The 23,561-nt window shown below is 39.5% G+C and carries 25 protein-coding genes; 11 read left to right on the top strand and 14 right to left on the bottom strand.

The window, feature by feature from the left end:
* Nucleotides 1–9: 9 nt before the first annotated feature.
* The 5 genes from ACP5NR_RS02875 to ACP5NR_RS02855 form a co-directional block, all read right to left on the bottom strand.
* Complete coding sequence (locus tag ACP5NR_RS02875) at nucleotides 10–1,305, bottom strand: cell division FtsA domain-containing protein (protein ID WP_428005925.1); 1,296 nt, start codon at nucleotides 1,303–1,305, stop codon at nucleotides 10–12.
* A gap of 65 nt (nucleotides 1,306–1,370) precedes the next feature.
* Nucleotides 1,371–1,976: a dTMP kinase gene (tmk, locus tag ACP5NR_RS02870; RefSeq protein ID WP_428005924.1), complete on the bottom strand. Its 606-nt coding sequence runs from the start codon at nucleotides 1,974–1,976 to the stop codon at nucleotides 1,371–1,373.
* A 12-nt stretch (nucleotides 1,977–1,988) separates the two neighbouring features.
* Entirely contained in the window at nucleotides 1,989–3,350 is a 1,362-nt protein-coding gene (dnaB, locus tag ACP5NR_RS02865) for a replicative DNA helicase (RefSeq protein WP_428005961.1), read from the bottom strand.
* Between the two features lie 21 nt (nucleotides 3,351–3,371).
* A complete protein-coding gene (locus ACP5NR_RS02860) occupies nucleotides 3,372–6,626 on the bottom strand; it encodes an LptF/LptG family permease (protein ID WP_428005923.1) in 3,255 nt (1,084 codons plus the stop codon).
* On the bottom strand, nucleotides 6,623–7,243 hold the full coding sequence (locus ACP5NR_RS02855; protein ID WP_428005922.1) for a phosphate signaling complex PhoU family protein: 621 nt from the start codon (nucleotides 7,241–7,243) through the stop codon (nucleotides 6,623–6,625). Before ACP5NR_RS02855 ends, ACP5NR_RS02860 begins: the two co-directional genes overlap by 4 nt.
* A gap of 302 nt (nucleotides 7,244–7,545) precedes the next feature.
* Here ACP5NR_RS02855 and ACP5NR_RS02850 point away from each other — a divergent pair, with 302 nt between their 5' ends.
* The 4 genes from ACP5NR_RS02850 (at nucleotide 7,546) to ACP5NR_RS02835 (ending at nucleotide 10,309) form a co-directional block, all read left to right on the top strand.
* Entirely contained in the window at nucleotides 7,546–8,589 is a 1,044-nt protein-coding gene (locus ACP5NR_RS02850) for a type IV pilus twitching motility protein PilT (protein ID WP_428005921.1), read from the top strand.
* Nucleotides 8,590–8,771: 182 nt separating this feature from the next.
* Nucleotides 8,772–9,182, top strand: coding sequence for a VOC family protein (locus ACP5NR_RS02845; protein WP_428005920.1), 411 nt, complete (start codon nucleotides 8,772–8,774; stop codon nucleotides 9,180–9,182).
* A 4-nt stretch (nucleotides 9,183–9,186) separates the two neighbouring features.
* On the top strand, nucleotides 9,187–9,498 hold the full coding sequence (locus tag ACP5NR_RS02840; protein ID WP_428005919.1) for an SPW repeat domain-containing protein: 312 nt from the start codon (nucleotides 9,187–9,189) through the stop codon (nucleotides 9,496–9,498).
* Between the two features lies 1 nt (nucleotide 9,499).
* Entirely contained in the window at nucleotides 9,500–10,309 is an 810-nt protein-coding gene (locus tag ACP5NR_RS02835) for an aldo/keto reductase (RefSeq protein WP_428005918.1), read from the top strand.
* Between the two features lie 18 nt (nucleotides 10,310–10,327).
* Here the strand turns inward: ACP5NR_RS02835 and ACP5NR_RS02830 are convergent, their stop codons facing one another.
* Nucleotides 10,328–10,882 (bottom strand): TetR/AcrR family transcriptional regulator, encoded by a 555-nt coding sequence (locus ACP5NR_RS02830; protein WP_428005917.1) that lies wholly within the window; start codon nucleotides 10,880–10,882, stop codon nucleotides 10,328–10,330.
* 121 nt (nucleotides 10,883–11,003) lie between these two features.
* Here ACP5NR_RS02830 and queF point away from each other — a divergent pair, with 121 nt between their 5' ends.
* From queF to ACP5NR_RS02795, 7 genes are read left to right on the top strand one after another with little or no spacing between them, the layout of a single operon-like run.
* The gene (gene queF, locus ACP5NR_RS02825; protein WP_428005916.1) at nucleotides 11,004–11,396 is read left to right on the top strand and encodes a preQ(1) synthase; all 393 of its coding nucleotides are present in this window, start codon (nucleotides 11,004–11,006) and stop codon (nucleotides 11,394–11,396) included.
* A gap of 2 nt (nucleotides 11,397–11,398) precedes the next feature.
* On the top strand, nucleotides 11,399–12,088 hold the full coding sequence (locus ACP5NR_RS02820; protein ID WP_428005915.1) for a queuosine precursor transporter: 690 nt from the start codon (nucleotides 11,399–11,401) through the stop codon (nucleotides 12,086–12,088).
* The gene (locus ACP5NR_RS02815) at nucleotides 12,089–13,267 is read left to right on the top strand and encodes a TM0106 family RecB-like putative nuclease (protein ID WP_428005914.1); all 1,179 of its coding nucleotides are present in this window, start codon (nucleotides 12,089–12,091) and stop codon (nucleotides 13,265–13,267) included.
* A gap of 34 nt (nucleotides 13,268–13,301) precedes the next feature.
* Nucleotides 13,302–14,507: an ammonium transporter gene (locus tag ACP5NR_RS02810; RefSeq protein ID WP_428005913.1), complete on the top strand. Its 1,206-nt coding sequence runs from the start codon at nucleotides 13,302–13,304 to the stop codon at nucleotides 14,505–14,507.
* Nucleotides 14,508–14,553: 46 nt separating this feature from the next.
* Complete coding sequence (locus tag ACP5NR_RS02805; protein ID WP_428005912.1) at nucleotides 14,554–15,609, top strand: acyltransferase; 1,056 nt, start codon at nucleotides 14,554–14,556, stop codon at nucleotides 15,607–15,609.
* A gap of 23 nt (nucleotides 15,610–15,632) precedes the next feature.
* Nucleotides 15,633–16,169, top strand: coding sequence for a GNAT family N-acetyltransferase (locus tag ACP5NR_RS02800; protein ID WP_428005960.1), 537 nt, complete (start codon nucleotides 15,633–15,635; stop codon nucleotides 16,167–16,169).
* Complete coding sequence (locus ACP5NR_RS02795; protein WP_428005911.1) at nucleotides 16,166–16,555, top strand: RidA family protein; 390 nt, start codon at nucleotides 16,166–16,168, stop codon at nucleotides 16,553–16,555. The genes ACP5NR_RS02800 and ACP5NR_RS02795 overlap by 4 nt, the downstream gene beginning before the upstream one ends.
* On the opposite strand, the gene ACP5NR_RS02790 is transcribed toward ACP5NR_RS02795, so the two are convergent.
* The 8 genes from ACP5NR_RS02790 to ACP5NR_RS02755 form a co-directional block, all read right to left on the bottom strand.
* Nucleotides 16,530–17,630, bottom strand: coding sequence for a M20 family metallopeptidase (locus ACP5NR_RS02790; RefSeq protein WP_428005910.1), 1,101 nt, complete (start codon nucleotides 17,628–17,630; stop codon nucleotides 16,530–16,532). The genes ACP5NR_RS02795 and ACP5NR_RS02790 overlap by 26 nt on opposite strands.
* Before the next feature lies 1 nt (nucleotide 17,631).
* Complete coding sequence (locus tag ACP5NR_RS02785; RefSeq protein WP_428005909.1) at nucleotides 17,632–18,783, bottom strand: aspartate aminotransferase family protein; 1,152 nt, start codon at nucleotides 18,781–18,783, stop codon at nucleotides 17,632–17,634.
* Nucleotides 18,784–18,793: 10 nt separating this feature from the next.
* A complete protein-coding gene (locus ACP5NR_RS02780) occupies nucleotides 18,794–19,993 on the bottom strand; it encodes an aspartate kinase (RefSeq protein ID WP_428005908.1) in 1,200 nt (399 codons plus the stop codon).
* Nucleotides 19,994–19,997: 4 nt separating this feature from the next.
* On the bottom strand, nucleotides 19,998–20,702 hold the full coding sequence (dapD, locus tag ACP5NR_RS02775) for a 2,3,4,5-tetrahydropyridine-2,6-dicarboxylate N-acetyltransferase (protein ID WP_428005907.1): 705 nt from the start codon (nucleotides 20,700–20,702) through the stop codon (nucleotides 19,998–20,000).
* Nucleotides 20,703–20,706: 4 nt separating this feature from the next.
* Nucleotides 20,707–21,357 carry a 4-hydroxy-tetrahydrodipicolinate reductase gene (gene dapB / locus ACP5NR_RS02770; RefSeq protein WP_428005906.1) on the bottom strand — a complete coding sequence of 217 codons (651 nt, stop codon included), beginning with the start codon at nucleotides 21,355–21,357 and terminating at the stop codon, nucleotides 20,707–20,709.
* The gene (gene dapA / locus ACP5NR_RS02765; protein WP_428005176.1) at nucleotides 21,357–22,253 is read right to left on the bottom strand and encodes a 4-hydroxy-tetrahydrodipicolinate synthase; all 897 of its coding nucleotides are present in this window, start codon (nucleotides 22,251–22,253) and stop codon (nucleotides 21,357–21,359) included. Before dapA ends, dapB begins: the two co-directional genes overlap by 1 nt.
* Entirely contained in the window at nucleotides 22,246–22,953 is a 708-nt protein-coding gene (dapF, locus tag ACP5NR_RS02760) for a diaminopimelate epimerase (RefSeq protein WP_428005905.1), read from the bottom strand. The genes dapA and dapF overlap by 8 nt, the downstream gene beginning before the upstream one ends.
* Before the next feature lie 254 nt (nucleotides 22,954–23,207).
* Nucleotides 23,208–23,561, bottom strand: a 354-nt coding sequence (locus ACP5NR_RS02755; RefSeq protein WP_428005904.1) for a hypothetical protein, incomplete at its 5' end; no start/stop codon positions are given.

Genomic DNA, 23,561 nt, shown 5'->3' with positions numbered 1-23,561 from the left:
CAGAAGAGATCATACCAATTTCTTGAGAAAATCCCATAATTTTTTCAACGAATCGTTAGACTCTTTTCCCTCTCCGGATGTCCTTTCAACGGTTTTGGGCTCTTGCGATGCCGGCGACGAAGTCGTGAAAGTGTTGATTTTGGTAGCCTCTAATTTTCCATATTTGTAAGCGTAAATGTAAGCACCGAACAATGGCCCGTAAACAGGTACTCCCATTATATCTTCAGCGCCTGTGACTATAACGTTGTTAGAAGAAACGTAAGTTCCATTCCTTGCAACCATGTTGAAGATTGTGCCTGCAACCGATGATATGCCGGGTATTGAAGCCCCTCCACCTGTTATGACGATACCAATAGGATTAAAAGATGGGTTTGCGTTCATTATTTCGTTGAAACTCCGTCTTGAAAGGCTCAGCATCTCCTTTGCCCTTGCATACGCAGCCATTGATATAGACCTTTTTTTGACATTCTTTTTGGCTTTGCTGAAATCAACTATTTCCACCATTTCATTTTCGTTGATCTTTTCATAATCAAGATTCGAATGATAAAAGAGCAACCTTTCTGCTTCCGGATACGAAACTTTGAAGATAGTCGCTATATCTTTGACGATCTTCTCGACTCCAAGCGGCATAAACTTGTATCCTATTGGCATTCCATCCATGTAAGCCGTCAACTTAAAGGTGGAATACCCGAAATCGAGGCAGATTATTCCTCTGTTTTTTTCATTTTCGGTCAAGACACCTTCGGATGCGACCAGGCCTGGATGCATGATGTTGATGGAGTCGAAAGGATAACCCTGGAAAAGATTCATCAACTCGTTTTTTGGTAATTGATCCATTTTTACCCTTACCACATCTGCCGATATCTTCGATGTGGTCATTGAAATTGGATTTATAACCTTCCTTTCCCCATCAAGGGTATAACGTACGGGTATCACATCGACCGTATCCTGACTTTTTACAGCCTCGCCTCTTATTTCTTGAATTTGAGCATTCGATATGACTTCCGGCCTTGAAAAATCCTTGTTCACTTTGGATAGTTCAAGTGAAAAGAGATTTTCAGAAGCGGTGACGGCGAGATGACCGATTAAAGATTTCTTCATCAACTGAGTTTGAAGTTCGCCAAGCGCTTCGCCTATACTCGCTTTAAGGCCAACCGCATCTATTATTTGACCTCCATAAAAGCCATTCGATTTAACAGTAGAATAACTCAGGATTTTAAATCCATCCGCTGCCCTTTCACCGAATGCCGCCTTTATGTTATAGGAACCTATATCAACTACCGTAATTCCCCCTACTTTAGCCATAAAATAGGGCACCTCCCTTTTGTGGAGTTTTACAAATTATAGCACTTCACTTAAACAAATCACCATCACAGATTAAAACGTCTTTCTATTTCTTTAATTATAGCCCGAAAAATTTGATTTTGATCCGATCTCGCATCTATCTTGACAAACCTTTTTGAACTCGATATTTCGGAATATCCCTGCATAACCATTTTTATAAAATCAATGTTTTCCAATTCTATTCTATCCCTTTTTTCCTTCCTTCTCATTTCAAATGTTTTTTCATCGATTTCAAGGTAAAAAGTCACATCTGGATAAACAAGTTGGGTTGCAAATTCATTTATGAAGATCACCACTTTCTTTCCGAGACCTCTTCCAAAACCTTGGTAGGCAACCGAAGAATCTATATATCTGTCAAGAATGACGAATTCTCCGGATTCGAGTGCCGGCTTTATCTTTTCATAAACAAGTTGGGCTCTTGAAGCGGCGAAAAGTAAAAATTCAGTTTTTGGATCCATTTTCGAATTTTGGCTGTCAAGTAAAATCTCTCTTATCTTTTCTCCGATTACCGTTCCGCCAGGCTCTCTGAAAACGGAACATTTCAAATTTTTTTTGTCGAAATAATCTTTAAGCATTAAAATCTGGGTTGATTTCCCGCATCCATCTACTCCTTCAAAAGTTATGAGTGGCACATGACACCTCCGTCAATGGTTGATATCTTTTTCGCTGAACAAGGCGTATCGGGGTAAAAAGCCTATTTTAACACTGCCGATAGGTCCGTTTCTTTGTTTTCCTATTATTATTTCTGCTTCTCTTGGAAGATTCGGATCTTCTTTTTCTTCTTCGTCTTTTTTGGATTTGTAATAATCTTCTCTGTGTATGAAAAGTACAACGTCCGCATCTTGCTCTATGGCTCCTGATTCTCTAAGGTCGCTTAATCGCGGTCTTCTTTCACCCGTTGGCCTTTGTTCGATAGCCCTTGAAAGTTGTGAAAGTGCGACGACGCAGATATCGAGTTCTCTTGCAAGCAATTTAAGGGCACGGGATATATCTGAAATTTCCTGTTGCCTGTTGTCTCTTTTGTCTCTTGAATGCATCAATTGCAGGTAATCGACAAAAAGCACATCAAGGCCATACTCTTTTTTTATCTTTCTTGCTTTTGTTCTTATCTTCATGACATCCACAAGTGGATCGTCATCTATAACTATTGGGAGATTTTTCAATCTGCTTGCGGAGTTAGTCAATCTTCTCCATTCTTCTGCGGAAATATATCCAGCCCTTAAACTTTGAAGATCGACAAAGCCATCTGCGCAAAGCAATCTTTGCGCAAGTTGGTCTGCGCTCATTTCAAGGCTGAATATCGCGACCCTTTCTTTATATTCAAAAGCCATAGACTTTGCCATCGTAAGTGCCAGCGCCGTTTTACCGAGAGAAGGTCTTGCCGCTATTATAACAAGATCTGATTTATGAAATCCCGCAGTTAAGGCATCTAAAGATCTCAAACCTGTCGGAAGTCCTGAAACAAGTAAACCACTTTCAGGAGACTCTCTGTCAATTTTAAGTTTTTCGATCCTTTCAAATGTCGTATCCATAACTTCTTTTAGGGACATATAGGTTCTTGAACTTTCTTCTTCGGCTATCTTGAATATCATGTTTTCCGCTTCGTTAAGTATATCTTGTGGATCTTTCTGATCGTAAGAAGCGTCTATTATTTTTCCCGAGAGCCCGATAAGTTGCCTGAGTAAAGATTTTTCTTTGACCATTCTTGAATAATATTCCACATTTCCAAGGACCGGGACTGAATCGGCAAAATGAACGATACTTACCTCACCGCCGACAAGATCGAGTTGTTTCTTGGAATTTAGAATATCCGTTACAGAAAGTACGTCTATTGGTTTGTCATCTTGAAAAAGAATCTCCATTGCCTGAAATATCAATTTTGTAGGTGTGAAATAAAAATCATCATGCCTGAGTATCTCAAAAACGATATCCGCCGATTCTGGATTTATGAAAAGAGCACCTATTACGGCCTCTTCGGCCTCTCTGCTTTGCGGGATCAACTTCAAACTTTCCATTTTATCACCTCTTTAAAACAGAGAAAAGTTGAAATTGCCGGTTACCGGATCGTAAGAAATCGACTTTTCAGGGAATTGAACTATGAAAACGGTCAAAGTGAATTGAGAGAAATTAAAACCATTTTGCGTGTTAAAGGCAATTGTCCCTTTAAGGCCAAGGCATTGTGAACCTGTCGTGAAATTCAAAGTCATCGATTGAACCTGCCAATTTGATATATTTCCCTGAGCAGATATTCCAAGATTCAAGGCTGGGATATTCGCGGAAAGGGTTATAGGTACCGGCCATACAAAAGATGGATTTGGAAAAATGTTCATTGAAAATTGTGAAGAAAGTTGAAGATTGGTTATGAAACCAAGATTTCCAATATTTGTCGTGATCTGATTCGCAAGGGTTAAAGGTGAAGTCGATGTGTAATTTGTACCGTAGGTGTAAAGCGTTTGACCTTGATAAGAAACTCCTCCGTACTGAGAATTCAAAGTTACCTGCGTGTTGACGGGCTTCAAAGCAGGTGATATTATCGAACTTGTGTTTAACGCATTCTTCACTCCGAAAAGGTTGAAATTTGATGCTGTTGTAAGAGTTACATTTGACAACGGAGAAGTTGGATTGTTGAAATCATAAGTTACCTGTCCTTGAGCACTTAACGGAATTAAAGGAAAGGTGTAATTTGCTGTAAATGCCACGTTGTTTTGAAAACTGTTGGTACTGAAAGTGGAAAGATTTTGTCCGGTGACTTCCGTGTAATTGTAAAGTGCGGATAACCCCAGTCCAAAAAGATTATAAGATAATTTCGTATTTGTAAGCAATGCTATTCTATCGGAAGGTTGAGCGTTAGCACTTGAAAGTGCAAAACCGGTCATCGCTCCATATGAAAAGTTGAGTCCAAGTCCGTAAAAATTGTAATTAAGCGCGTTAAACGCGTAAGTTGCATCTATAAAGGTCGAGTAAGACATAGGCTGGTTTGTGCCGGCACCGAAAGCATCGGAGTATGATCCGGTTATAGAATTCAACGTTAAAAATTTAACAGGCCAGGAAAAATTTCCCGATAACGAATGAGAGGTCGAAAAGGCATTTCCGGGAATTGCAAAACTGCTGTTTCCGCTCAAAGTACCCGTGACGTTAACCGGACCTATTTTAGTGTTAAGATTTTGAATTTGATAAGGCAACGTATAACTTTGATTTGTACCCGCAACAGTTTGAGTTAGTTTCGCCGCCATGCTTCCACCAAGCACGTTTCCAGAGATAGAAATGTTTGAATTTTGGCTTGAAGTGTTGCCCGTTATCTGATCCTGATAATTAAAGGCAGTGCTGTAAAGGTTGAAAAGTGTCCCAGAAACTCCAAATTGAACTATTTGCGATGTTATAAGACCCGCAGTCTGAGAGTTTGAGTAAGAAAAAGTGTAAGGGACGTTAAGGGCTGTACCGGCAAGATCGATGCCGTATGTTGAAGGCCCATTCGTGTAGTTGTTGGCATAAACGTCTCCGCTGAAATTTTGAGACGGCTGAAAATTAAACTGAGCAGCGGTGTACCATCCCTGAGATCCAGCGTAATTTATCGAAAATTGCATCGGCTGTTTTCCTCCGGTTAGAGAATAATAATACTGGGGAAAATAAAAGATAGGTATACCGAACAGGTACATAACTATGTTGTCGGCTATCAGGTGATCACCCGGTACAAGGTATATTTTTGATGCTGCAAATTCGTAATGCGGAGGACTTGCGGTACAGGTTGTTATGTAACCGTTATAAATGGTCGTGGTGCCACTTTGAGTATCGTAAACTGAATTTGCCCCAAAAAAATAGACATTCTGGGGCGTTCCTGCAGCATTTTTTATGCTGACGCTTCCTCTCAAATCAGTAAGCAAAGACATGTGTTCGTTGAGAAATACCGTCATTTGCGAAGCGTATATCGTGTTTTTGTTCTGAACGTAAATGACGTTACCTGAAAAAATGGCCTTAACGGCATATCTTTGGTTGTTAAAAAAGATATCCACGCTTGAAGCGGAGATCGTATATTGATTGGAACTTAACTGAACACCGCCTGCATATTCAACCTCAGTCGCTGAAATTATCCGAAGTTCTCCAGCATTTATTTTAAGCGTTTCGGCACCAAATGCATGTCCTGAAAAAATTCCAAAGACAAGTATGACAATCGCAAAGGGCAAAATTCTGACAAGAATTTCTTTGAGTTTAAAGATGATCTTGCTATCGAGCAAAAGAAAAAATATAAGTCCTACGATCGCAAAAATTATGTCCGGCAGCCACGCGGACAGCACCGGATCTATCATCCCGCTCTTCCCCATTGCACTTAACCATGCTCCAGATCCTTGATAAAGCACGACAAGTATAAAAGTTATTATCGCACTCCACGCCTTGCTTTTTATTCCGAAAAAGAGAGAAAACGGTACCCCAAAAAAGGCTATTATAAGAGCGCCAAGAGAGTTGGCATACCTTGAATAAAGTTCAACGATGAAAGGTTTGGCATCGAGACCAAGCCTTTGAAAAAGTTTTATTCTGTCCATGAGTTCAGACGAACTCATCTCCTGTGCACTCTTTTGAGATCTCAAAAATTGCGCTATATCCTGATTTATGTCCAACTTCATGGTATCAAAAGACATATCAAAAGTTAAAATGTCATTTTTCAGCGTGTAAATTCTGCCATTTTGCAGATACCATTTTTCATCTTTGAAATACGCACTCTGAGCGTAAGTTACGGTTAATTCGTTTCCGGAGAGAGTGGTTATCATGACAGATCCAAATTGTTCGGTCTTAGGGTTGAAATTACTCACGTAAAAGTAATTGTTACCTGCCCTGAAAAAAGTGTTAGTCTGTATGTTTGGGAAATTCGTACGGTAAACGGATTTTTCAAGGTAGTTTGAAGCCTGCTCCGTAAAAGACGGGACTACGTAATTTGTAACGAGATAAGTTAATCCACTCAACACAACGGCTATCATCAAAAAAGGAATGACAATGCGTTTTAAATTTATGCCGTGCACCTGAAACGCCATCATTTCTCTTCTTGTAGAAAAGTTGGAAAGTACCCAGAATATAGCGAGTAGAACTCCCACAGGTACACCCATACCTATAAATTGCGGTATGTAGTAATAAAGCAACACAAAAAGATTCCATATGCTTACGTGATTTTGCACGATGATGTCAGAAAGTTGGTACAACACCTCGATACTGACAAAAATTATAAAGACAACAAGTCCCGCAAAAAAAGGAAAGACAAATTCTTTGGCCACGTATTTGTAAAGAGTTTTCAAAAAGCACCCCCGCCTGCTTGAAGAGAAGATATCTTAAGACAAAAATCAGTAACCTCTTCTATGGATTTAGAAATCATGATAAGCCTTAAAGCCCTCGACACGTTTTTTGATGATTCCATCATGTAAAGTTTAAGTTCATCTTCAATTCTCTCAGAAAGATCATCAACTTCAACTTCATTTTCTACCAATTCATCCATGATCCTTTCGTTGAAATTGGAATTATAGAATGTCATACTTTTTCTCAGCATTCCTTCCGCTATGGATGCCATTTTTGGAAGATCCACAAGCGGCTTAAGCATCGGTTCTTTTGTCAATTCGATTGTATGATAAGAAATTTTCTTGGAATTATCTCCTATCATTTCGAGCACATTTGCAATCCATATTCCATTCGTTATTTGAACAAGAGGCTTTCCTATCGGTGCATATTCTCCGATGATCAAAATTCCATCCTCAACTATTTTGTCTCTCATTTCATCTGCTAATTTATCGTCTGATATGACTTTTTTTGCCATTTCGGAATCCCTGTTGATAAGTGCATATATAGACTTATCAAACAAGTCTATAACCAAAATTCCCATTTTCATAAGAGAATCTTTGTAATTTTCCACCACGGCCACTGGTATCACGTCATCACCCGAGTGTATTATATCATTAAGAGGATGCTTGCTTTAACTTTTTTTGCGCAAGAATTCTCCCATTTTAAATGTAGAATACCGTTGGCTCCGGCATTCGCCTTTCGATGTCTGGTCCTCGCTGCGCTGTGGAGGCCACCTCTTGGCATCATGCCCTCCGCCAAACTCAAATTTACATTTTTAAAGTTTTCAGAATAATTTAGTTGTCAAAATCTGTGGTAAAATAATTTATAAGTTCGTGAATCGATAAAACTGTTTACTATGAAAAAATATCAGTGGAGGTTGACATGAAAGCATTTGATATGACTGAATTACTGCTGGAAGGTTATAACGTGAATGCATCTGATGTGCATTTAAGTGCAGGGACTCCACCTGTGTTCAGAATATACGGCGATCTTGTCCCCCAAACCAAATATGAACCTTACACAAGTGAGGAACTTTCAAAATTTTTAACAGATCTGATTAAATCTTTAAATCTGCCTTTAAACAAAAAAGAAGTTGATTTTTCTTTCAGTCTTAAAAATGTCGCCAGAGTGAGGGCGAATGTTTTCCTTGAAAGGGGAAATCTTACGGGCGCTTTCAGAATAATAACATACAAGATAAGAAATTTCTCAGAGTTGGGTCTGCCTCAGATTCTTGCCGACTTTGCCAATCACTCAAGTGGCATAGTTTTGATAGCAGGGCCTACCGGCAGCGGGAAATCCACAACGCTTGCCGCGATGATCGACAAGATAAACCAAGAAAGGCCGGTTCATATAATAACAATAGAAGATCCTATCGAATACATTTTTCAAAATAAACAGGCTTTGATACATCAAAGACAACTTGGAAATGATACAGATTCATTTTCAGATGGTTTAAAGTACGCCTTAAGGCAGGATCCGGATGTTATTCTCGTGGGAGAAATGAGAGATATTGATACCATGAAACTCGCACTTACCGCAGCAGAAACAGGTCACCTTGTATTTTCAACTATACACACGAATTCAGCCGGATCTGCTCCAGAAAGAATAATAGATGTTTTTCCGGAGCATCAGCAAAAACAGGTGGCAATTCAACTTTCAAATACGTTAGTAGGAGTCGCATATCAAAGATTGCTGCCCGCTGCAAATGGCAAAGGTTATGTGCCAATAGTTGAGATTCTTACCGGTACCGTGGCTGTAAGAAATTTAATACGTGAAAACAAATTGCATCAGATTGATTCAATGATAGAAACCGGAGGAAAATTTGGCATGATAACCTTCGATGAGGCTCTCAAACGTGCCATATCTATAAACAAAATAAAGAGAAACGATGCAGTCATATATGCAAAAGAACCGGCAAATCTTTGAAAAAATTAGATATACTTAATTCACTTTAAAAGTCGAATGCTTATTTACCGAAGCGGAAGGCAGGATGCCCTCGAGATGGCCTCCGCAGCCTGCGAGGACCAGACATCGAGTGGGGGCACCTGCCGGAGCGATGATTTCGGAAGTTGAATTTTGTTTGATATAGAACGGAGGAGATGATCTTTATGATAAAAGGTATAGCGCACGTTGCATATACGGTCAGCGATATGGAAAAAGCACTTCATTTTTATTGCGATCAACTTGGATTCCAAAAAGCCTTTGAAATAAGAGACGATGAAGGCAAACCGTGGATAAATTACATCAAAGTAAGCAAAAATCAATTCATAGAACTCTTTTACGGAGGCAAAAAAAGAGAAGTTTCTCAAAATGAGGCAGGCTTTTCTCATCTTTGCCTTGAAGTTGATGACATTCAAAAAGTTGCCGAAGATCTTAAAAAGAAAAATGTCGTTTTAGACGTTGAACCAAAACAGGGGAAAGATTTCAACTGGCAATGCTGGATAAGAGATCCGGATGGGAACAGAATAGAGTTGATGCAGATATCCGAAAAATCTCCACAATACAAATCTTCGAGATGATGATATGAGATGGCAAAAGATCGTAACACTTATTTTAGGGTTGTGGTTTGTAATTTCGGCTTTTCTCCCGTATATTTTAGGTATGCCAGCAGACTTGTGGAATAACTTTTTCGTGGGCATATTGGTAATAATTTTTGGCCTTTTGATGATAAGGCATGTGAACTTTTCCGTTGTAGTCATAATTTTGTCCGGCATTTGGATATCTGTGATATCCTTTGTGCCTGTTTTCATTACAAAGGCTGGCAACATGGTGAATAGCCTTTTGGTAGGCATTTTAATTGTGATAATGTCTCTCATTCAAAGAAAGCAGGTGTAAAATGAAAAAGATGAAACTTGGAAAGACAGATGAGTTTCTTCCGGTAATAGGCTTGGGCACCTGGGAAATGGGCGGAGGGATCTCACCAGATCCATCCAATGACAGAGAATCGGTAAAGGCGATTGTAAAGGCCGTAGAACTTGGAATAACCCACATTGATACGGCTGAATATTACGGATCCGGTCATACAGAAGAGGTTGTCGGAAAGGCTTTAAAAGAGATTGGAAGAGATAAAGTCTTTTTGACATCAAAAGTTTGGCCAAACCATCTCAAAATCAAAGATATGCTTAATTCGATCGAGGGATCGCTTAAAAGACTTGGTACGGATCACGTAGATCTTTATCTCATCCACTGGCCGCCAGAAGATCTTTCGATAAAAGAGGCGATTCAAAATATCAACGTTGTGCTTGACCGAGGTTATACAAGATACATCGGCGTCAGCAATTTTTCAATTTCTCAACTCAAAGAGGCAATTGAAGCATCTAAAAGTCCGGTTGTTTGTAATCAGGTCAGATACAACATTGAGGATCGTGAAATAGAAAGATCGGGTCTTCTTGATTTTTGCAAAAAAAATGCGATAAGCGTTGTGGCTTACAGCCCGCTCAACAGAATGGGAATAAGTGCAACTGCATCAAAACTTGAAAAAGTTGCAAAAAACAGAAAAGTAACCTCACCTCAGATTGCGCTTGCATGGCTTGTCAAAAAGGGTGTTTTTGCGATACCCAAGGCTTTGAGCGAAAAGCATCTTATCGAAAACGCAAAAGCCAGCGATATAGAATTAACAGATGAAGAAATGAAGTTTTTGGAATGAAGTTAAATTTCGAAAATGTTAATTTTTCTTTATTCCTTTTTTAATGATTTCCACCACGTTTTTCCAATAATTCGAGTCCTGGGCAAATCTTTTCATTGAAAATGGCATCGTGTTGACTATTATGAAATCAACCGCAACATCGACAGGAGATATAAGTTGTGGTTCGAATTCTTTAAAGATTTTTATAAGATGATTTCTCATGCGATTCTGAATATTCGATCTTCTTTTGTTTACGGTCTCATCGATGTATATTCTCATGAAAAGCGGCAAAAGGTTCTCACGTGATTTTGCAATCTCTTCGTAAAGTTCAAAAAGCATTTCTATCTTGCGATCAAGATCGCATTTGCATTTTTTCGTTTTGACGGTGGCGTTGAGAAATTCAGAAAGCACGTAAAGCAAAGTTTCTCCCAAAAGGTCATCTTTGCTTTTGAAGTACGTGTAAAGCGTCCCCTTCCCCACCTTTGCACGATTAGCGATCAATTCCGTCGTAACTTCTTCAAAATTTTTTTCGCTTAAAAGTGAAATGGCACTTTCGATGATTCTTAAACGCTTCTCATCCTTTTTTACCTGCATAATCAAATTATAACATATACTGAACTAACTTTAACCGAATCACCGCTCCGGCAGGTGCCGGAGTGATGATAATGACCTTTGGAATTACACGTTATGATATAATTTTTCGAGAGGTGATAAAATGCCAGAGGCAGAAGGAAAGACATTTTCATTTCTGAGTGAAGATACAATAGAATCTTCTCTTTTGGAAACTATCAATTTTGAGAATAAAGATAAGGAATTTGTCAAATATGAAACAGATGAATTTTCAGCGGTCTGTCCTTTTTCAGGGCTTCCAGACATCGGCAGGGTCGTAATTGAGTATATTCCCAACAAAAAAATAGTGGAACTTAAGTCTCTGAAATATTATTTCGTATCTTTCAGAAATGTTGGAATTTATCAGGAAAAGGCGACACAGAGGATCTTCGATGATCTCTTTGCGCTTTTAGATCCTGCATGGATGAAAATAACGTTAACTTATAAAACACGCGGCGGCATAGACGCGACAACTTCGATTGAAAAAGGAGAAAAGTGAATTTGGAAAGTAAAAATATAACTCCACTTTACGTTTTTCTGACAGGTGCTTTTGTCACATGCCTTATAATCGCAAATGTTACCGCAGGACGACTCGTTAATTTCTGGGGCATAGCACTTCCGGGAGCCGTTTTGATCTTTCCGATATCTTACATATTTGGAGATGTACTTACGGAAGTTTACGGTTTTAGAAAATCAAGGCTTGTCATATGGTTAGGTTTGGGAGCAAATCTTTTCATGGCATTTTTCTTTTTGCTTGTAAACGCACTTCCGGCACCTGTTTGGTGGCAAAGTGAGGCAAAATCTTACAGCCTTGTGCTCGGCCTTGCACCAAGGGCTGTTTTGGCCTCCATTGTAGCATATTTTGTTGGAGAATATTTGAATTCTGTCGTCATGAGCAGGATGAAGATCATGACAAAAGGAAAATTTTTATGGACAAGAACGATAGGCTCAACGGTTATAGGAGAAGGTGCGGATACTTTGATATTCATAACGGGTACTTTCACAGGCCTTATGAATTTGAAAGATCTGATTTTTTTGATCATCGCCCAGTATCTGTTTAAAGTTATCTACGAAGTCGTTGCGACACCTCTTACTTATCTAATAGTTTTAAAAATAAAGAAAATAGAGAAAGTAGATGTTTACGATTACAATGAAAGATATAATCCCATAGTATCGAAAGAAGATCTTTAGATGACGATCGATCAAATGCTTTTAACCATATTTTATCTTTGCCATAGAAAAGCCTATCTTTTGAAAAATGAAATTCATCAGACTGGAAATTTGAGTTTTGAAGCAGATTACGGTCAAATTCATCTTGTGGCTTTTGCCGATGAAATGATTGATGACGGAAAAAACAAAACCCTGATTTTAAACAGAACGTCAAAAAGCGTGAGAGAAAGGCATACAATTGAATCTGCATTTTTGTCATTCGTGATGGAACTCAGAGGTGAGAAATCAGAAGTAGTCGTTAATTTTTTGAATGGGCAGAAAAAAATAAAGTCGCACGATGAACTCATATTGATGATGATAAACTCCATAAAAGAGAGTTTCGAAAAGCCATCTCCTCCGGATCCTGTTTTTTCTTATGCTTGCAAAGGTTGCCCGTTTTATCCGGAATGCATCGAAATAAGTTCGAAAACAGAAGATATATCCTTAATAAACGGCATAGGAGAAAAAAGGAAAAAAACGCTTTTGAAAGCAGGTTTCACGGATCTCAAATCAATTTCAAATGCCAATCCTCAAATGATCGCTTCCTACACCGGAATAGAACTAAAAGAGGCAAACGCTATGGTAAAACAGGCAACTGCCATTTCCAAATTTCAATTGATCTTAATTGAAAAGCCCGATCTACCAAAGTCAGATCACGAATATTTTTTTGATGTCGAAAAAAGTGATAAGGAACTTTATCTTTTTGGCGTTTTCCATGAAGGAACGTATCATAGTTTTATCATCGATACCGATGATTGGGAAAGTTCATGGAAAGCATTTCTTGAATTCATATCAAAGTATCCTTCTGCTCCAATTTACCATTACGATCGATTCGACAAAGACGTTATTCAGAAATTTGCAAATATTTCAAAGACTAAAAGCGAAGATCTTTTGAAACGCTTTGTCGATCTTTATTCGACGGTGAGAAAATCTTTGGCTATACCTGTAAGATTCTACTCGCTGAAAGATGTCGCAGGTATTTTGGGATTTAAGTGGAAAAATCCAAATTTCAAAGGTTATGATGCCATGCTGGCTTTGGGAGAGTGGAAAAGGACAAAGGATCAATCAATAATGAAAGAGGTTTTAGAGTACAACGAAGATGATTGCAAGGCTTTGAAGGTTTTGAAAGAAAGACTTGTTGAAATGATCAATACCAATTGATTTTTTTATCATTTTATGAAAAGGAGGAAGTTTCATGATCAACAACGGTGACGTTTCTTTCGTTTTAATCAGTGCGGCTTTAGTCTTCATAATGACACCAGGCCTCGCCTTTTTCTACGGTGGAATGGTCAGACGAACAAGTGTTTTAACCATCATGCTTCAAAGTTTTGCATCGATGGGAATTGTAACAACGTTATGGTTCCTTTACGGGTTCAGTCTTGCGTTCGGAACGGATTTTCATGGCATCATCGGAGGATTCAACTATTTGCTTTTGCAAAATGTCTTCATGGCAGGTCCAAATCCTCATTATGGGGGGACAATACCGCTTTACGCGTATTTTGCTTTTCAGGAAATGTTTGCCGTCATAACGCCGGCACTTATAACAGGTGCATTTGCTGACAGGGTGAAATTCAAGAGTTACATGTTCTTTCTTATTCTATGGAGTTCTTTAGTGTACATTCCGGTAACTCACTGGGTATGGGGCGGCGGATTTTTGCAACAAATTGGATTTGTGGATTTCGCCGGCGGTGCGGTTGTTCACACCACAGCGGGAATGGCAGCCCTTGCATCGATTTTGATGGTTGGAAGCAGAAAATTCAAGATAGATGAACCGCACAACATAACTTACGTTGCCCTTGGGACCGGACTTTTGTGGTTTGGATGGTTTGGATTTAACGCGGGAAGTGCGCTCGCCGCAAATACTCTGGCCGCAAATGCCTTTATAAATACAGATATAGCGGCATCTGTTGCACTCGTAACGTGGCTCATCTTTTCGTGGTCGATAAGGAAACAACCATCGATAATGGGTGCTCTAACGGGATCTGTCGCCGGTCTTGCAGCCGTAACGCCTGCTGCCGGATACGTTCATCCGTGGGCTGCGGCTGTTATAGGAATTGGAGCATCTTTGGCGTGTTACGCGGCCGTTGAATTCAGAAAAAAAGTAAAGTGGGACGATGCACTTGATGTGTGGGGAGTCCACGGTGTCGGAGGAATTTTAGGTATCATATTGACCGGAGTGTTCGCGGAAAGTGCTGTAAACCACGTGTCGGGACTTATTCAAGGCAATGTTCATCAATTTTTGATAGAATTGCTTGGCATAGGAATAGTCGCAGGTTACAGTTTTGGACTTAGTTATTTACTTTTAAAATTCGTGAATGTTTTTATGCCAATCCGTGTTCCAGAAAACGAAGAAAAGCAGGGATTGGATGTCGAACTTGGAGAAGAGGCTTACAGATTGTAATGGCTTTGAGTCCTCTTCATGAGGACTCATTTTTTGGAAGGAGCAAATGGAAAAAAGAATTGAAGAATTCGATATTTTAAAAGGGATTGGTATATTAACGGTTGTGATGTTTCATTCTGTTTTTTACAACTTTCAAACTTACGGTTCAATCACAAGGCATATCCTTTATTTCTTTGGTCCATTCGGTACCCCAGTCGTTGTGATCTTTTTTTTCGTCTCAGGTTTCCTCGGTTACAAAAGTTATGAAAAAAATAAAAATTCCTGGGATTTCATTTCAAAAAAATTGAAAATTTTCCTTCCGCCTTATTTCTTATGGTCAACAATTTACATTATGCTCGGCATTTTCTTTGAACATTACACCGGCTTCTCTTACAATTTGAGTTTTTGGGATATCTTGTCTGACTATGTTTTTGCAACGTCATACCTTCCATTTTACTTTCTTTTTGTGCTTTTAATTCTTTTCATATTTACACCGTACTTTTTCGGTATCAAAAAATTAATGCCGTTGATGATTATCTTATTCATATGTGGCATGGTTTTTACATCGCTTTATTACATACCCCAATATTATGGGCATGTAATCGTGGATTCTACGGTAACTTACAGGAACCCACTTTTATGGGCCTTTTTTTATCTTTGGGGAATGTACACTGCAAAAAATGGCAGATTATTCTGGACAAAAAATCCTTCATTGTGGATATGGATAGGACTTTGCCTTTCTTACATAGGTGCTATGTTGATGATCCTGACGGTTCCCAAACTCACCTTTGATTACGAGTCGTATGTTGCGTTAAGCCCTTTTGAATACTTGCTTTATTTTTTTTCAATGCCGGTGTTCCTCTGGCTTTCTTACCTGATCAAAAGTAAAAAATATTCAAAGTTGTTTTCGATCTTTGGAAAACATTCTCTTGACATATACATAGATCATGTACTTATCATAGGGTTAGTACTTGCCATTTTTGTGCCGTTTATACCTAATGTAACTTCAGAATCTAACTTTTATATTCAATTCATGGTCGGAATTGTCACATGCCTTATCGCCATTTTTGTTGGCATGAGGGTAAAATTCATTTCAAAAAGATTTTATGATATCATTTTTTGAAGGGGTGCAAAATGACCAAAAACATTTTTTATGGGAACTTTGTGAGATTGAGAGAATATCACAAAGATGATCTCTCACTTACATGGGAATACGTAAACGACTGGGATGTGAAAAAATATCTTGATCCTGGGGTTCCATTCCCTTGGAAATTCGAAGAGGAAGAAAAATGGTACCAGGAATTATCCGCAAAAAATCCGGAACGTTACAGTTTTGCGATAGAAAGAATATCAGATGGACAGTATATCGGAGGCTGTGGAGTAAACAATCTCGATTGGAAAAACAGCGTTGCGACGGTGGGAATTTTTTTGGGCAAGCCTTTTCTTTCTCAGGGATATGGCACCGATGCCATGAGAGTGCTTGTGAATTTCATATTTTTAGAGATGAACATTCACAAAACAATGCTTCACGTTTATGCTTTTAACGATCGTGCCATAAAATCTTACCAAAAAGTTGGGTTTAAAATTGAAGGTACGCTAAGATCTCAAGTTTTCAGAGAAGGCAAGTATCATGATGAGATCATCATGGGTATTTTGAAAGAAGAATGGAGGATGAGTTCATGAAATACATCTCAACAGATAAGGCTCCGAAGGCAATAGGCCCTTATTCGCAGGCCGTCGTTGCGGGTAATTTTGTCTTTGTTTCAGGACAACTTCCGATAGATCCCGCGAATGGAAATTTGATAGACGGCGAAATCGATCAAAAAACGGTTCGTATCTTCGAAAATATCAAATCAATTCTTGAAACCGCGGGGTCGAATCTCGAATCCGTTGTAAAGGTTACCGTTTTTGTCAAAGACATTGGAAATTTCAACCGTGTGAACGCCGTTTACGAAAGATATTTCGGCAATTCGAAGCCTGCGAGATCTTTTGTCGAAGTTTCAAATCTTCCCAGAAATGCAGATATAGAAATCGAGTTGATATCTACTTTAAGCCAAGTAAATTCTTGACGTAGAAAGATATGAATTTTGCAAGCGGTTCAATAATCTTATCGTCCGGCAAGAATAGCGGATTATGAAGTCCCGCTTTGTTTTTACCCGTAAAAGTGCCGGCCCAAAACATGAGTGACGGATATTCGAGAGAAAAAAAGCCAAAATCCTCACCCGTGTATTTCATATCACACAGATCGAGTTTAAAGTCACTTTTTGAAATTGTCTTTTCAAATGATTGAAACATCTTTTCGTCAACTCTGACCTGAGGATAAACGCTTCCCTTTCTCAAAGAAAAAGTTGCTCCAATTTTATCGCAGGATTTACCCGCCATCTCCGAAATTTTATCGATGACATTTTGGGTTTTTTCAAGAGATTCACTTCTTATAGTTCCCTGCAGTTCAAAAGTGTCGGCGACTATGTTTCTCGCATTTCCGCCGAAAACTTTTCCGAAACCGGCAAGCACTTTTGATTCAAAGTTAACCTTATAGAATTGAGTCAGAAAATCCGTGCCTGTCATGATTGCGTCTATGCCGTTTTTGTAAAAGGCTATATGTGCCGCTTTACCTTTGAATGTAAGGTTTATCTCCGTTGCGGAGGCAAATAATATGCCAGGCCTGCAGGCTAAGGTGCCAAATTCGTATTCGTCCGTAACATGTTCTGCTATCGCACATTTTATCTTGTAAAGATTTTTTATTTCTTCAATAACGTGTGCCGCTCCGCCTCCGCTTTCTTCTGCCGGCTGAAATACGAAAATGAAATTACCTTTTACCTTTTCTTTTAAAATACTTTTTAAAGTTTCATACATGACGGCCATATGCACGTCGTGACCGCAGGCGTGCATGTACCCGTTTTTTGAGGCATATTCCCATTCCGTTTGTTCTTTTATCGGCAAAGCATCCATATCCGATCTTAAAAGCACGTAAGGTTCATCTTTATCGTTCGCTATGGGCACGATTAAACCCGTTTTGGCAACGGGATATGCTTTGGAGCCAAGGTCTTCTATCGCACTTTTGAGTACTTTTTGCGTTTCATGCTCTTCGAATGAAAGTTCCGGATTTTGGTGAATTATATGTCTTAACTCGATTCCATCCATTTCAATCTATCCTTTCAAGGGTTTTTTCGAATCTGTCAACGATCTCATCGATTTCTTCGAACGTTACGTTAAGTGCCGGAAGAAATCTGACTGTATTTCCACCCACAACGTTGAGTAGGAGATCATTTTTCAGTCCGGCTTTAAGCACATCAGCACCACCGGCATAAAGTTCAACTCCGATCATAAGTCCCATTCCCCTTACTTCTTTTATTTTGTTGCTTCGAATTGATCTGAGTCGATCTCTGAAATAATTTCCTTTTCTTTCGACTTCCTCGATGAATTTATCCGTGAGTTTTGAAAGAATGACTTTAGAGGCCGCTAATGCAACAGGACTTGGAGCGAATGTGGATCCGTGATCTCCGGCTTTAAAAACGTCTGCATTTTTTTCGAGAAAGATCGTTGCAGAGAGTGGAAGCCCTCCTCCTATCGATTTTGCAAGCGTTACGATGTCAGGCTTTAAATTTTCAAAGTGCTGGTATGCGTAAAATCTGCCAGTTCTGCCCATGCCCGCCTGAACTTCATCGGCAACAAGCATGAATCCGTATTTTTCTTTGAATGTCATCAAGACATCGGCGAACTCTTTCGTTATGGTTTTGAGTCCTCCGCTGCCAAGCAAAGTTTCAAGAAAAACGGCTGAAATCTCTGAACCATCTTTTTTCATTACCTGTTCAAAGGATTTAACATCTCCAAAAGGCAAAAATGTCACGTTTTCGACAAGCGGTTCAAAAGGATTTCTGAGTTTTTCAAACCCCGTCAATGAAAGGGACCCGAGAGTTCTTCCATGAAAATTGCCTGTGAATGAAATTATCCTGCCATTCCTTTTTTTAATCGCCTTCAGTGCCGCTTCGTTTGCCTCTGCTCCTGAATTACCGAAGTAAACTTTTCCGGTTTGTCCCGTTCTTTCGACTATCGCTTTTGCGACTTCAATTGCATCTGGATCGAGAAAATAATTCGAAATATGCGCGTAATTATCGATCTTCTTTTTCATGGCATCTTTTACGTCATCATCCGAATGACCGAAGGCTAAAACACCAATTCCGGAAAACGTGTCTATGTATTTTTTTCCGGAGACATCCCACATGTATATCCCTTTTGCATGAGAAATTTGTAAAGGAAACGGACTGTAAATTGGAAGCAAAAATTCATCGTTCATCCTGACCCTCCTAAAGATCGAATTCTTTTGCTATCGTTCTTAGAATTTCCTGCGATTTTTCAGGTTCAACAAGACATGATATCTTTATCTCAGACGTCGTAACAAGCGCCGGTTTAATGCCTGATTTTGACAGCAGAGAGAAAAATCTTGCCGCGACTCCCGGGCTTGATCTCATTCCGACACCGACTATTGAAATTTTAGAATACTGACCGTCGTTTGAAATTAAAACACCCTCTCCCAAAATTTTTTCGAGAGATTTTATTATTGAATCCTTGTGATCTTCGACTATTGTAAAAGAAAGGTGCAATTTTTTGCCTTCCGCAAAAAAAGATATCATATCGACGTTGATCCCCATGTCAGAAAGTTTGTTGAAGATTTTTGATATCGTTTCATTATCATCCGGAAGATCCGAAATGGTTATCTTCGTTTGTCCGTTTTCAATCGTTGATCCGGTTACAACCGGCTCTTCGAGCCATTCAGGTAATTTGTTTACCACGTAAGTTCCCTCCATATCTGTGAAAGATGAAGCACAATAAACTTTCACGCCGTATTTTTTTGCTATTTCGACCGCTCTCGAATGCAACACCTTCGCACCTAATGATGCCATCTCTAACATGTCATCGTAAGTTACATAGGTGATCTTTTTTGCTGGGGGATAAACTTTAGGATCACAGGTGTATATTCCGTCAACATCGCTGTATATCTCACATAGAGATTTTAGTTTTGCGGCAAGTGCAACGGCCGTTGTATCAGATCCTCCTCTTCCGAGCGTCGTTACATCCTGAAACTCATCTATTCCCTGAAAGCCAGCGACAATTATCGCATCGCGATCTCTCAGTGCCTCTGAAATCACGTTATCATCTATGTCTTTTATGCGTGCTTTGGTATGTTGATCTGTTGTTTTTATGTTAAGTTGAAAAGCGTTAAAAGATTTTGCCTGTATGCCGATTTCTTCAAGTGCAATCGATAAAAGTGCTATCGAGATTTGTTCTCCCGTTGAAAGCAACATGTCCATTTCTCTTGGGTTAGGGTTATTACTTAGGGACTTCGCAAGAGAGATCAAATTATCCGTGGTTTTACCCATCGCCGATACCACCACCACAACTTTGTACCCATCTTCAATTTTTCTTTTTATTCTTCTGGCAACGTTTTTTATCCTTTGCGTATCGGCCACAGAGGATCCACCGTATTTTTGGACGACTAAGTTCATTTACTCACCTTCCAAGATCTCTAAGACTTTCGATTATCTGAGTCTTCGATTTTGTCTTTTCGTCAACCTTTTTCACGATTCGCGCGGGTACACCTGCGACAACGGTATACTCTGGCACATTTTCTATTACAATTGCCCCTGCGGCAATCACACTTCCCTTTCCAACGTGTACACCTTCCAGCACAACCGCGTTGGCCCCAACGAGTACATCATCTTCAATTGTCACCGGCACGGCACTTGGCGGTTCAATTACGCCTGAGATCACGGCACCGGCTCCGATGTGACAATTTTTCCCGATAACAGCCCTTCCCCCGATCACTGCATTCATATCGATCATCGTTTTGGATCCTATTTTCGATCCTATGTTTATGACGGCTCCCATCATGACAACGGCACCGTCTTCGATCTCGACCATGTCTCGAATCACAGCACCCGGCTCTATGCGTGCGTTGTATTTCGAAAGATCCGCAAGAGGAATGGCTGAATTTCTTGCGACTATCTTCACGTGATAATCCAGCACATGATCCACGTTATCTTTGAGTATTTTCATGACATCTTCGTATTCTCCGAAAATGACGCCAAATTTTTCATCGCCGAAAAATTCAACGTCTTCAAAGTTTATCTTTTCCATCTCGCCTTTCAAGAAAACCTCAACGGGTGTTTTCTTTTTAGACGTTGAGATAAGGTTTATGACATCTTCAGTTTTCATCTTATCACGCTCTCTTCGAATGCATTACGTCTGAAAAAGTATAAAAATTTGGTTTTTTATCCATAATCCATTCCGCAGCCTTTAAAGCCCCTATTGCAAAGGCTTTTCTTGAAATTGCCCTGTGAGATATCTCAAGTACCTCGCCACCGTTTGCGAAGATAACCTTATGATCGCCGGGTAATCCTCCTATTCTGAGAGAATGTACGGGTGCATCTTTTAAAAGATCCTTTATCATGATAGCCGTTCCGGATGGCTTGTCTTTTTTGGTGGAATGATGCATTTCGATTATTTCTACATCCCATTCCGAAAGAGACGGCGAAATATTTTTGATCACTTCAAGCATGACGTTTATTCCGATCGAAAAATTGTAAGACTGTACAATACCCACATGCTTGGAAAGCGCCTTTAATTTTGCCATTTCTTTTTCTCCGAAACCTGTCGTGCCTATGACAAGCGGACAACTGTAAGTTTCGCAAATTTTTAAGGTTCTGTCTAAAGCCTCAGGCCTTGAAAAATCCATCATAATTTCCGGTACACCATCCATGACTTCATGACTGTCATCTACTTTTAAAACAGGTGTATGACCTGATTCTTGAAAAGTCTCGACGATCTCTTTGCCCATTTTGCCTGAAAATCCCATTATACCGAATTTCATCACGCTACCTCGCTGTCTGCTATACCGGACCTTTTCATCGCATCTTTTAAGGTTTCAATCGTTTTATCGCTGGCCGTAACAAGCGGAAGCCTCAATTCATTTTTTATGAATCCTTTTATCTCCAGCGCAGCCTTGACGGGTATGGGATTGGATTCAACGAAAAGCGCTTTGAAGAAGTTAAAAAATCTCAAATGAATTTCTCTTGCCTTTTCTACTTCTCCGTCAAAGACAAATTTACACATCTCCGACATTTCCTTTGGAATGACATTAGATGCAACGGACACAACGCCATCGCCGCCGGAGCAAAGCAGATGAAATGCGGAATCATCGTTACCGGAATAAATTCTGAAATCATTTATGCTTCTGAGCGCCAACATATCCATATCAACCTGGTTTATATCTGCATTTGCCTCTTTAAGGCCCCTTACGTTTTTGCAATCGGATGCTATCTTGTAAACTGTTTCTGGCAAAATGTTAACTCCCGTTCTTCCCGGAACGTTGTAGATGACGATGTTCAAAGACGTACGCTCGGAGATGTATTTGTAATGTTCGTAAAGCCCTTTTTGTGTTGGCTTGTTGTAATAAGGAGTCACGACAAGTACACCGTTAGCGCCGTGCATTTCGGCATGTTTTACAAGTTCAAGAGCCTTTTTGGTGCTATTCGTTCCGGCACCGGCTATAACCTCGGCACGGTCATGACATAACTCAACAGTTCTGTCTATCAACTTTGCGCTTTCGTCCAACTCAACGGTTGGAGATTCTCCTGTAGTTCCGAGTACAAATATCGCGCTTACTCCGTTATCGATCTGAAATTTCACCAATCGATCGTAACTTTTAAAATCAATTTCTCCTGCTTTAAATGGCGTTACAATTGCCGTTCCAACTCCTCTAAACATTATCAACACCTCCTTGAAGGTATACATCTTTTCCTTTAAAAATTACCTTTAAATTTCCGCCGGGAACTGACACGTTGATCTTTTGTACATGCCATCGTTGTGTTATTCTTGAAACGTAAGCGCTTGCCGTTGCACCTGTACCGCACGCTTTTGTTTCGCCTTCAACGCCTCGCTCGTAAGTTCTCATCTCTATTTCGTGATCTTTAATCTCAACAAAGTCAATGTTGGCATCAAGTTCATTTCTCAGTCTAAATCCCAACTTTTTAACATCCACATTTTTGACATCGTCAACAAAAATGACGTAATGAGGCACCCCGACAACCACGTAATGACCTGCAACAGATCCCAATTTATCATCCGTTCTTATCTTTGGCATCTTGATCATGATTTCACCATCAACAAGATGGCCTTCAACCTGCCCAGCAAAAGAATCGAAAAGGACGTTTTCTTTTATGTATCCGGCATCATGAAGATATTTGACAAAACTTCTCGCACCATTTCCGCAAAATTCAGCTCTTTGCCCATCTCTGTTGAAATAATCCATGAAAAATTTGTCTTTCTTCTCAACAAAGATCATTCCGTCCCGATCTCCGACATTTTTTAAAACAAGGTCGCTTTTTTCTTCATAGGTTAATGTTTTCCCAACAGAATCGTACATTACAAATGAATTTCCCGTTGCCGTGTAATAAGATATTTCCATCTTTTCATCTCCTTCTTAAATGAAAAAGGCCACATCTTTCAGATGTGGCCCGGTGGATCGGGAATATATCAAGGTACGATCAAAGTACCGCTCCACCGGGCGGACACTTGACGTACTTTTTATTTTTTAAGAAATCACAAAAGTTCACCGATATCACCTTTTAGCCGACAAAATTTCAACACTTTTAAAGTGATTGTATAACATTAAACGTTATGTTCAAATTTATATTTGATGTCTTTTTTGTTATTTTTTAACTAAGAAAAGCCTATCCGCGCAACGTATATGGTGCCTTCTTTGATGCTGTCGACGTTATTTTCAAAAACAAAAGTCATCTGAATCAATCTTGAAAAGTCCACAGGCTTTGTCCACGTGTAAACTGACATTTTGCTGAAAGGTACAACGACTTTTGTCCACTTTGTGCCGGCATCAACGTAATAATATTCCACGCCGTTGTTTGGACTTTTTAACTCTATTTTGAAATTCATCGATGGATTACTGCCTTTGACGTAAAAGACAAGTGCGGAATACGGATTATCAAGCAATTTTGAAGAATTTCCATTTGCCGTTGGAATAAACCACCCGTGACCATAATTGACTTGATCCACGAA

This window comes from Athalassotoga sp. (genome assembly GCF_049965695.1).
In the GTDB taxonomy this organism is placed as follows: domain Bacteria; phylum Thermotogota; class Thermotogae; order Mesoaciditogales; family Mesoaciditogaceae; genus Athalassotoga.
Note: the sequence above shows the minus strand (reverse complement) of the source record. Positions and strands in the feature narration are given on the sequence as shown.

Coding starts and splice junctions, on each gene's coding strand:
- ACP5NR_RS02875 (WP_428005925.1), bottom strand. CDS start 1,305: ATGGCTAAAGTAGGGGGAATTACGGTAGTTGATATAGGTTCCTATAAC.
- ACP5NR_RS02850 (WP_428005921.1), top strand. CDS start 7,546: ATGAAAGCATTTGATATGACTGAATTACTGCTGGAAGGTTATAACGTG.
- ACP5NR_RS02845 (WP_428005920.1), top strand. CDS start 8,772: ATGATAAAAGGTATAGCGCACGTTGCATATACGGTCAGCGATATGGAA.
- ACP5NR_RS02840 (WP_428005919.1), top strand. CDS start 9,187: ATGAGATGGCAAAAGATCGTAACACTTATTTTAGGGTTGTGGTTTGTA.
- ACP5NR_RS02835 (WP_428005918.1), top strand. CDS start 9,500: ATGAAAAAGATGAAACTTGGAAAGACAGATGAGTTTCTTCCGGTAATA.
- ACP5NR_RS02830 (WP_428005917.1), bottom strand. CDS start 10,882: ATGCAGGTAAAAAAGGATGAGAAGCGTTTAAGAATCATCGAAAGTGCC.
- queF (WP_428005916.1), top strand. CDS start 11,004: ATGCCAGAGGCAGAAGGAAAGACATTTTCATTTCTGAGTGAAGATACA.
- ACP5NR_RS02815 (WP_428005914.1), top strand. CDS start 12,089: ATGACGATCGATCAAATGCTTTTAACCATATTTTATCTTTGCCATAGA.
- ACP5NR_RS02810 (WP_428005913.1), top strand. CDS start 13,302: ATGATCAACAACGGTGACGTTTCTTTCGTTTTAATCAGTGCGGCTTTA.
- ACP5NR_RS02805 (WP_428005912.1), top strand. CDS start 14,554: ATGGAAAAAAGAATTGAAGAATTCGATATTTTAAAAGGGATTGGTATA.
- ACP5NR_RS02795 (WP_428005911.1), top strand. CDS start 16,166: ATGAAATACATCTCAACAGATAAGGCTCCGAAGGCAATAGGCCCTTAT.
- ACP5NR_RS02790 (WP_428005910.1), bottom strand. CDS start 17,630: ATGGATGGAATCGAGTTAAGACATATAATTCACCAAAATCCGGAACTT.
- ACP5NR_RS02785 (WP_428005909.1), bottom strand. CDS start 18,783: ATGAACGATGAATTTTTGCTTCCAATTTACAGTCCGTTTCCTTTACAA.
- ACP5NR_RS02780 (WP_428005908.1), bottom strand. CDS start 19,993: ATGAACTTAGTCGTCCAAAAATACGGTGGATCCTCTGTGGCCGATACG.
- dapD (WP_428005907.1), bottom strand. CDS start 20,702: ATGAAAACTGAAGATGTCATAAACCTTATCTCAACGTCTAAAAAGAAA.
- dapB (WP_428005906.1), bottom strand. CDS start 21,357: ATGAAATTCGGTATAATGGGATTTTCAGGCAAAATGGGCAAAGAGATC.
- dapA (WP_428005176.1), bottom strand. CDS start 22,253: ATGTTTAGAGGAGTTGGAACGGCAATTGTAACGCCATTTAAAGCAGGA.
- dapF (WP_428005905.1), bottom strand. CDS start 22,953: ATGGAAATATCTTATTACACGGCAACGGGAAATTCATTTGTAATGTAC.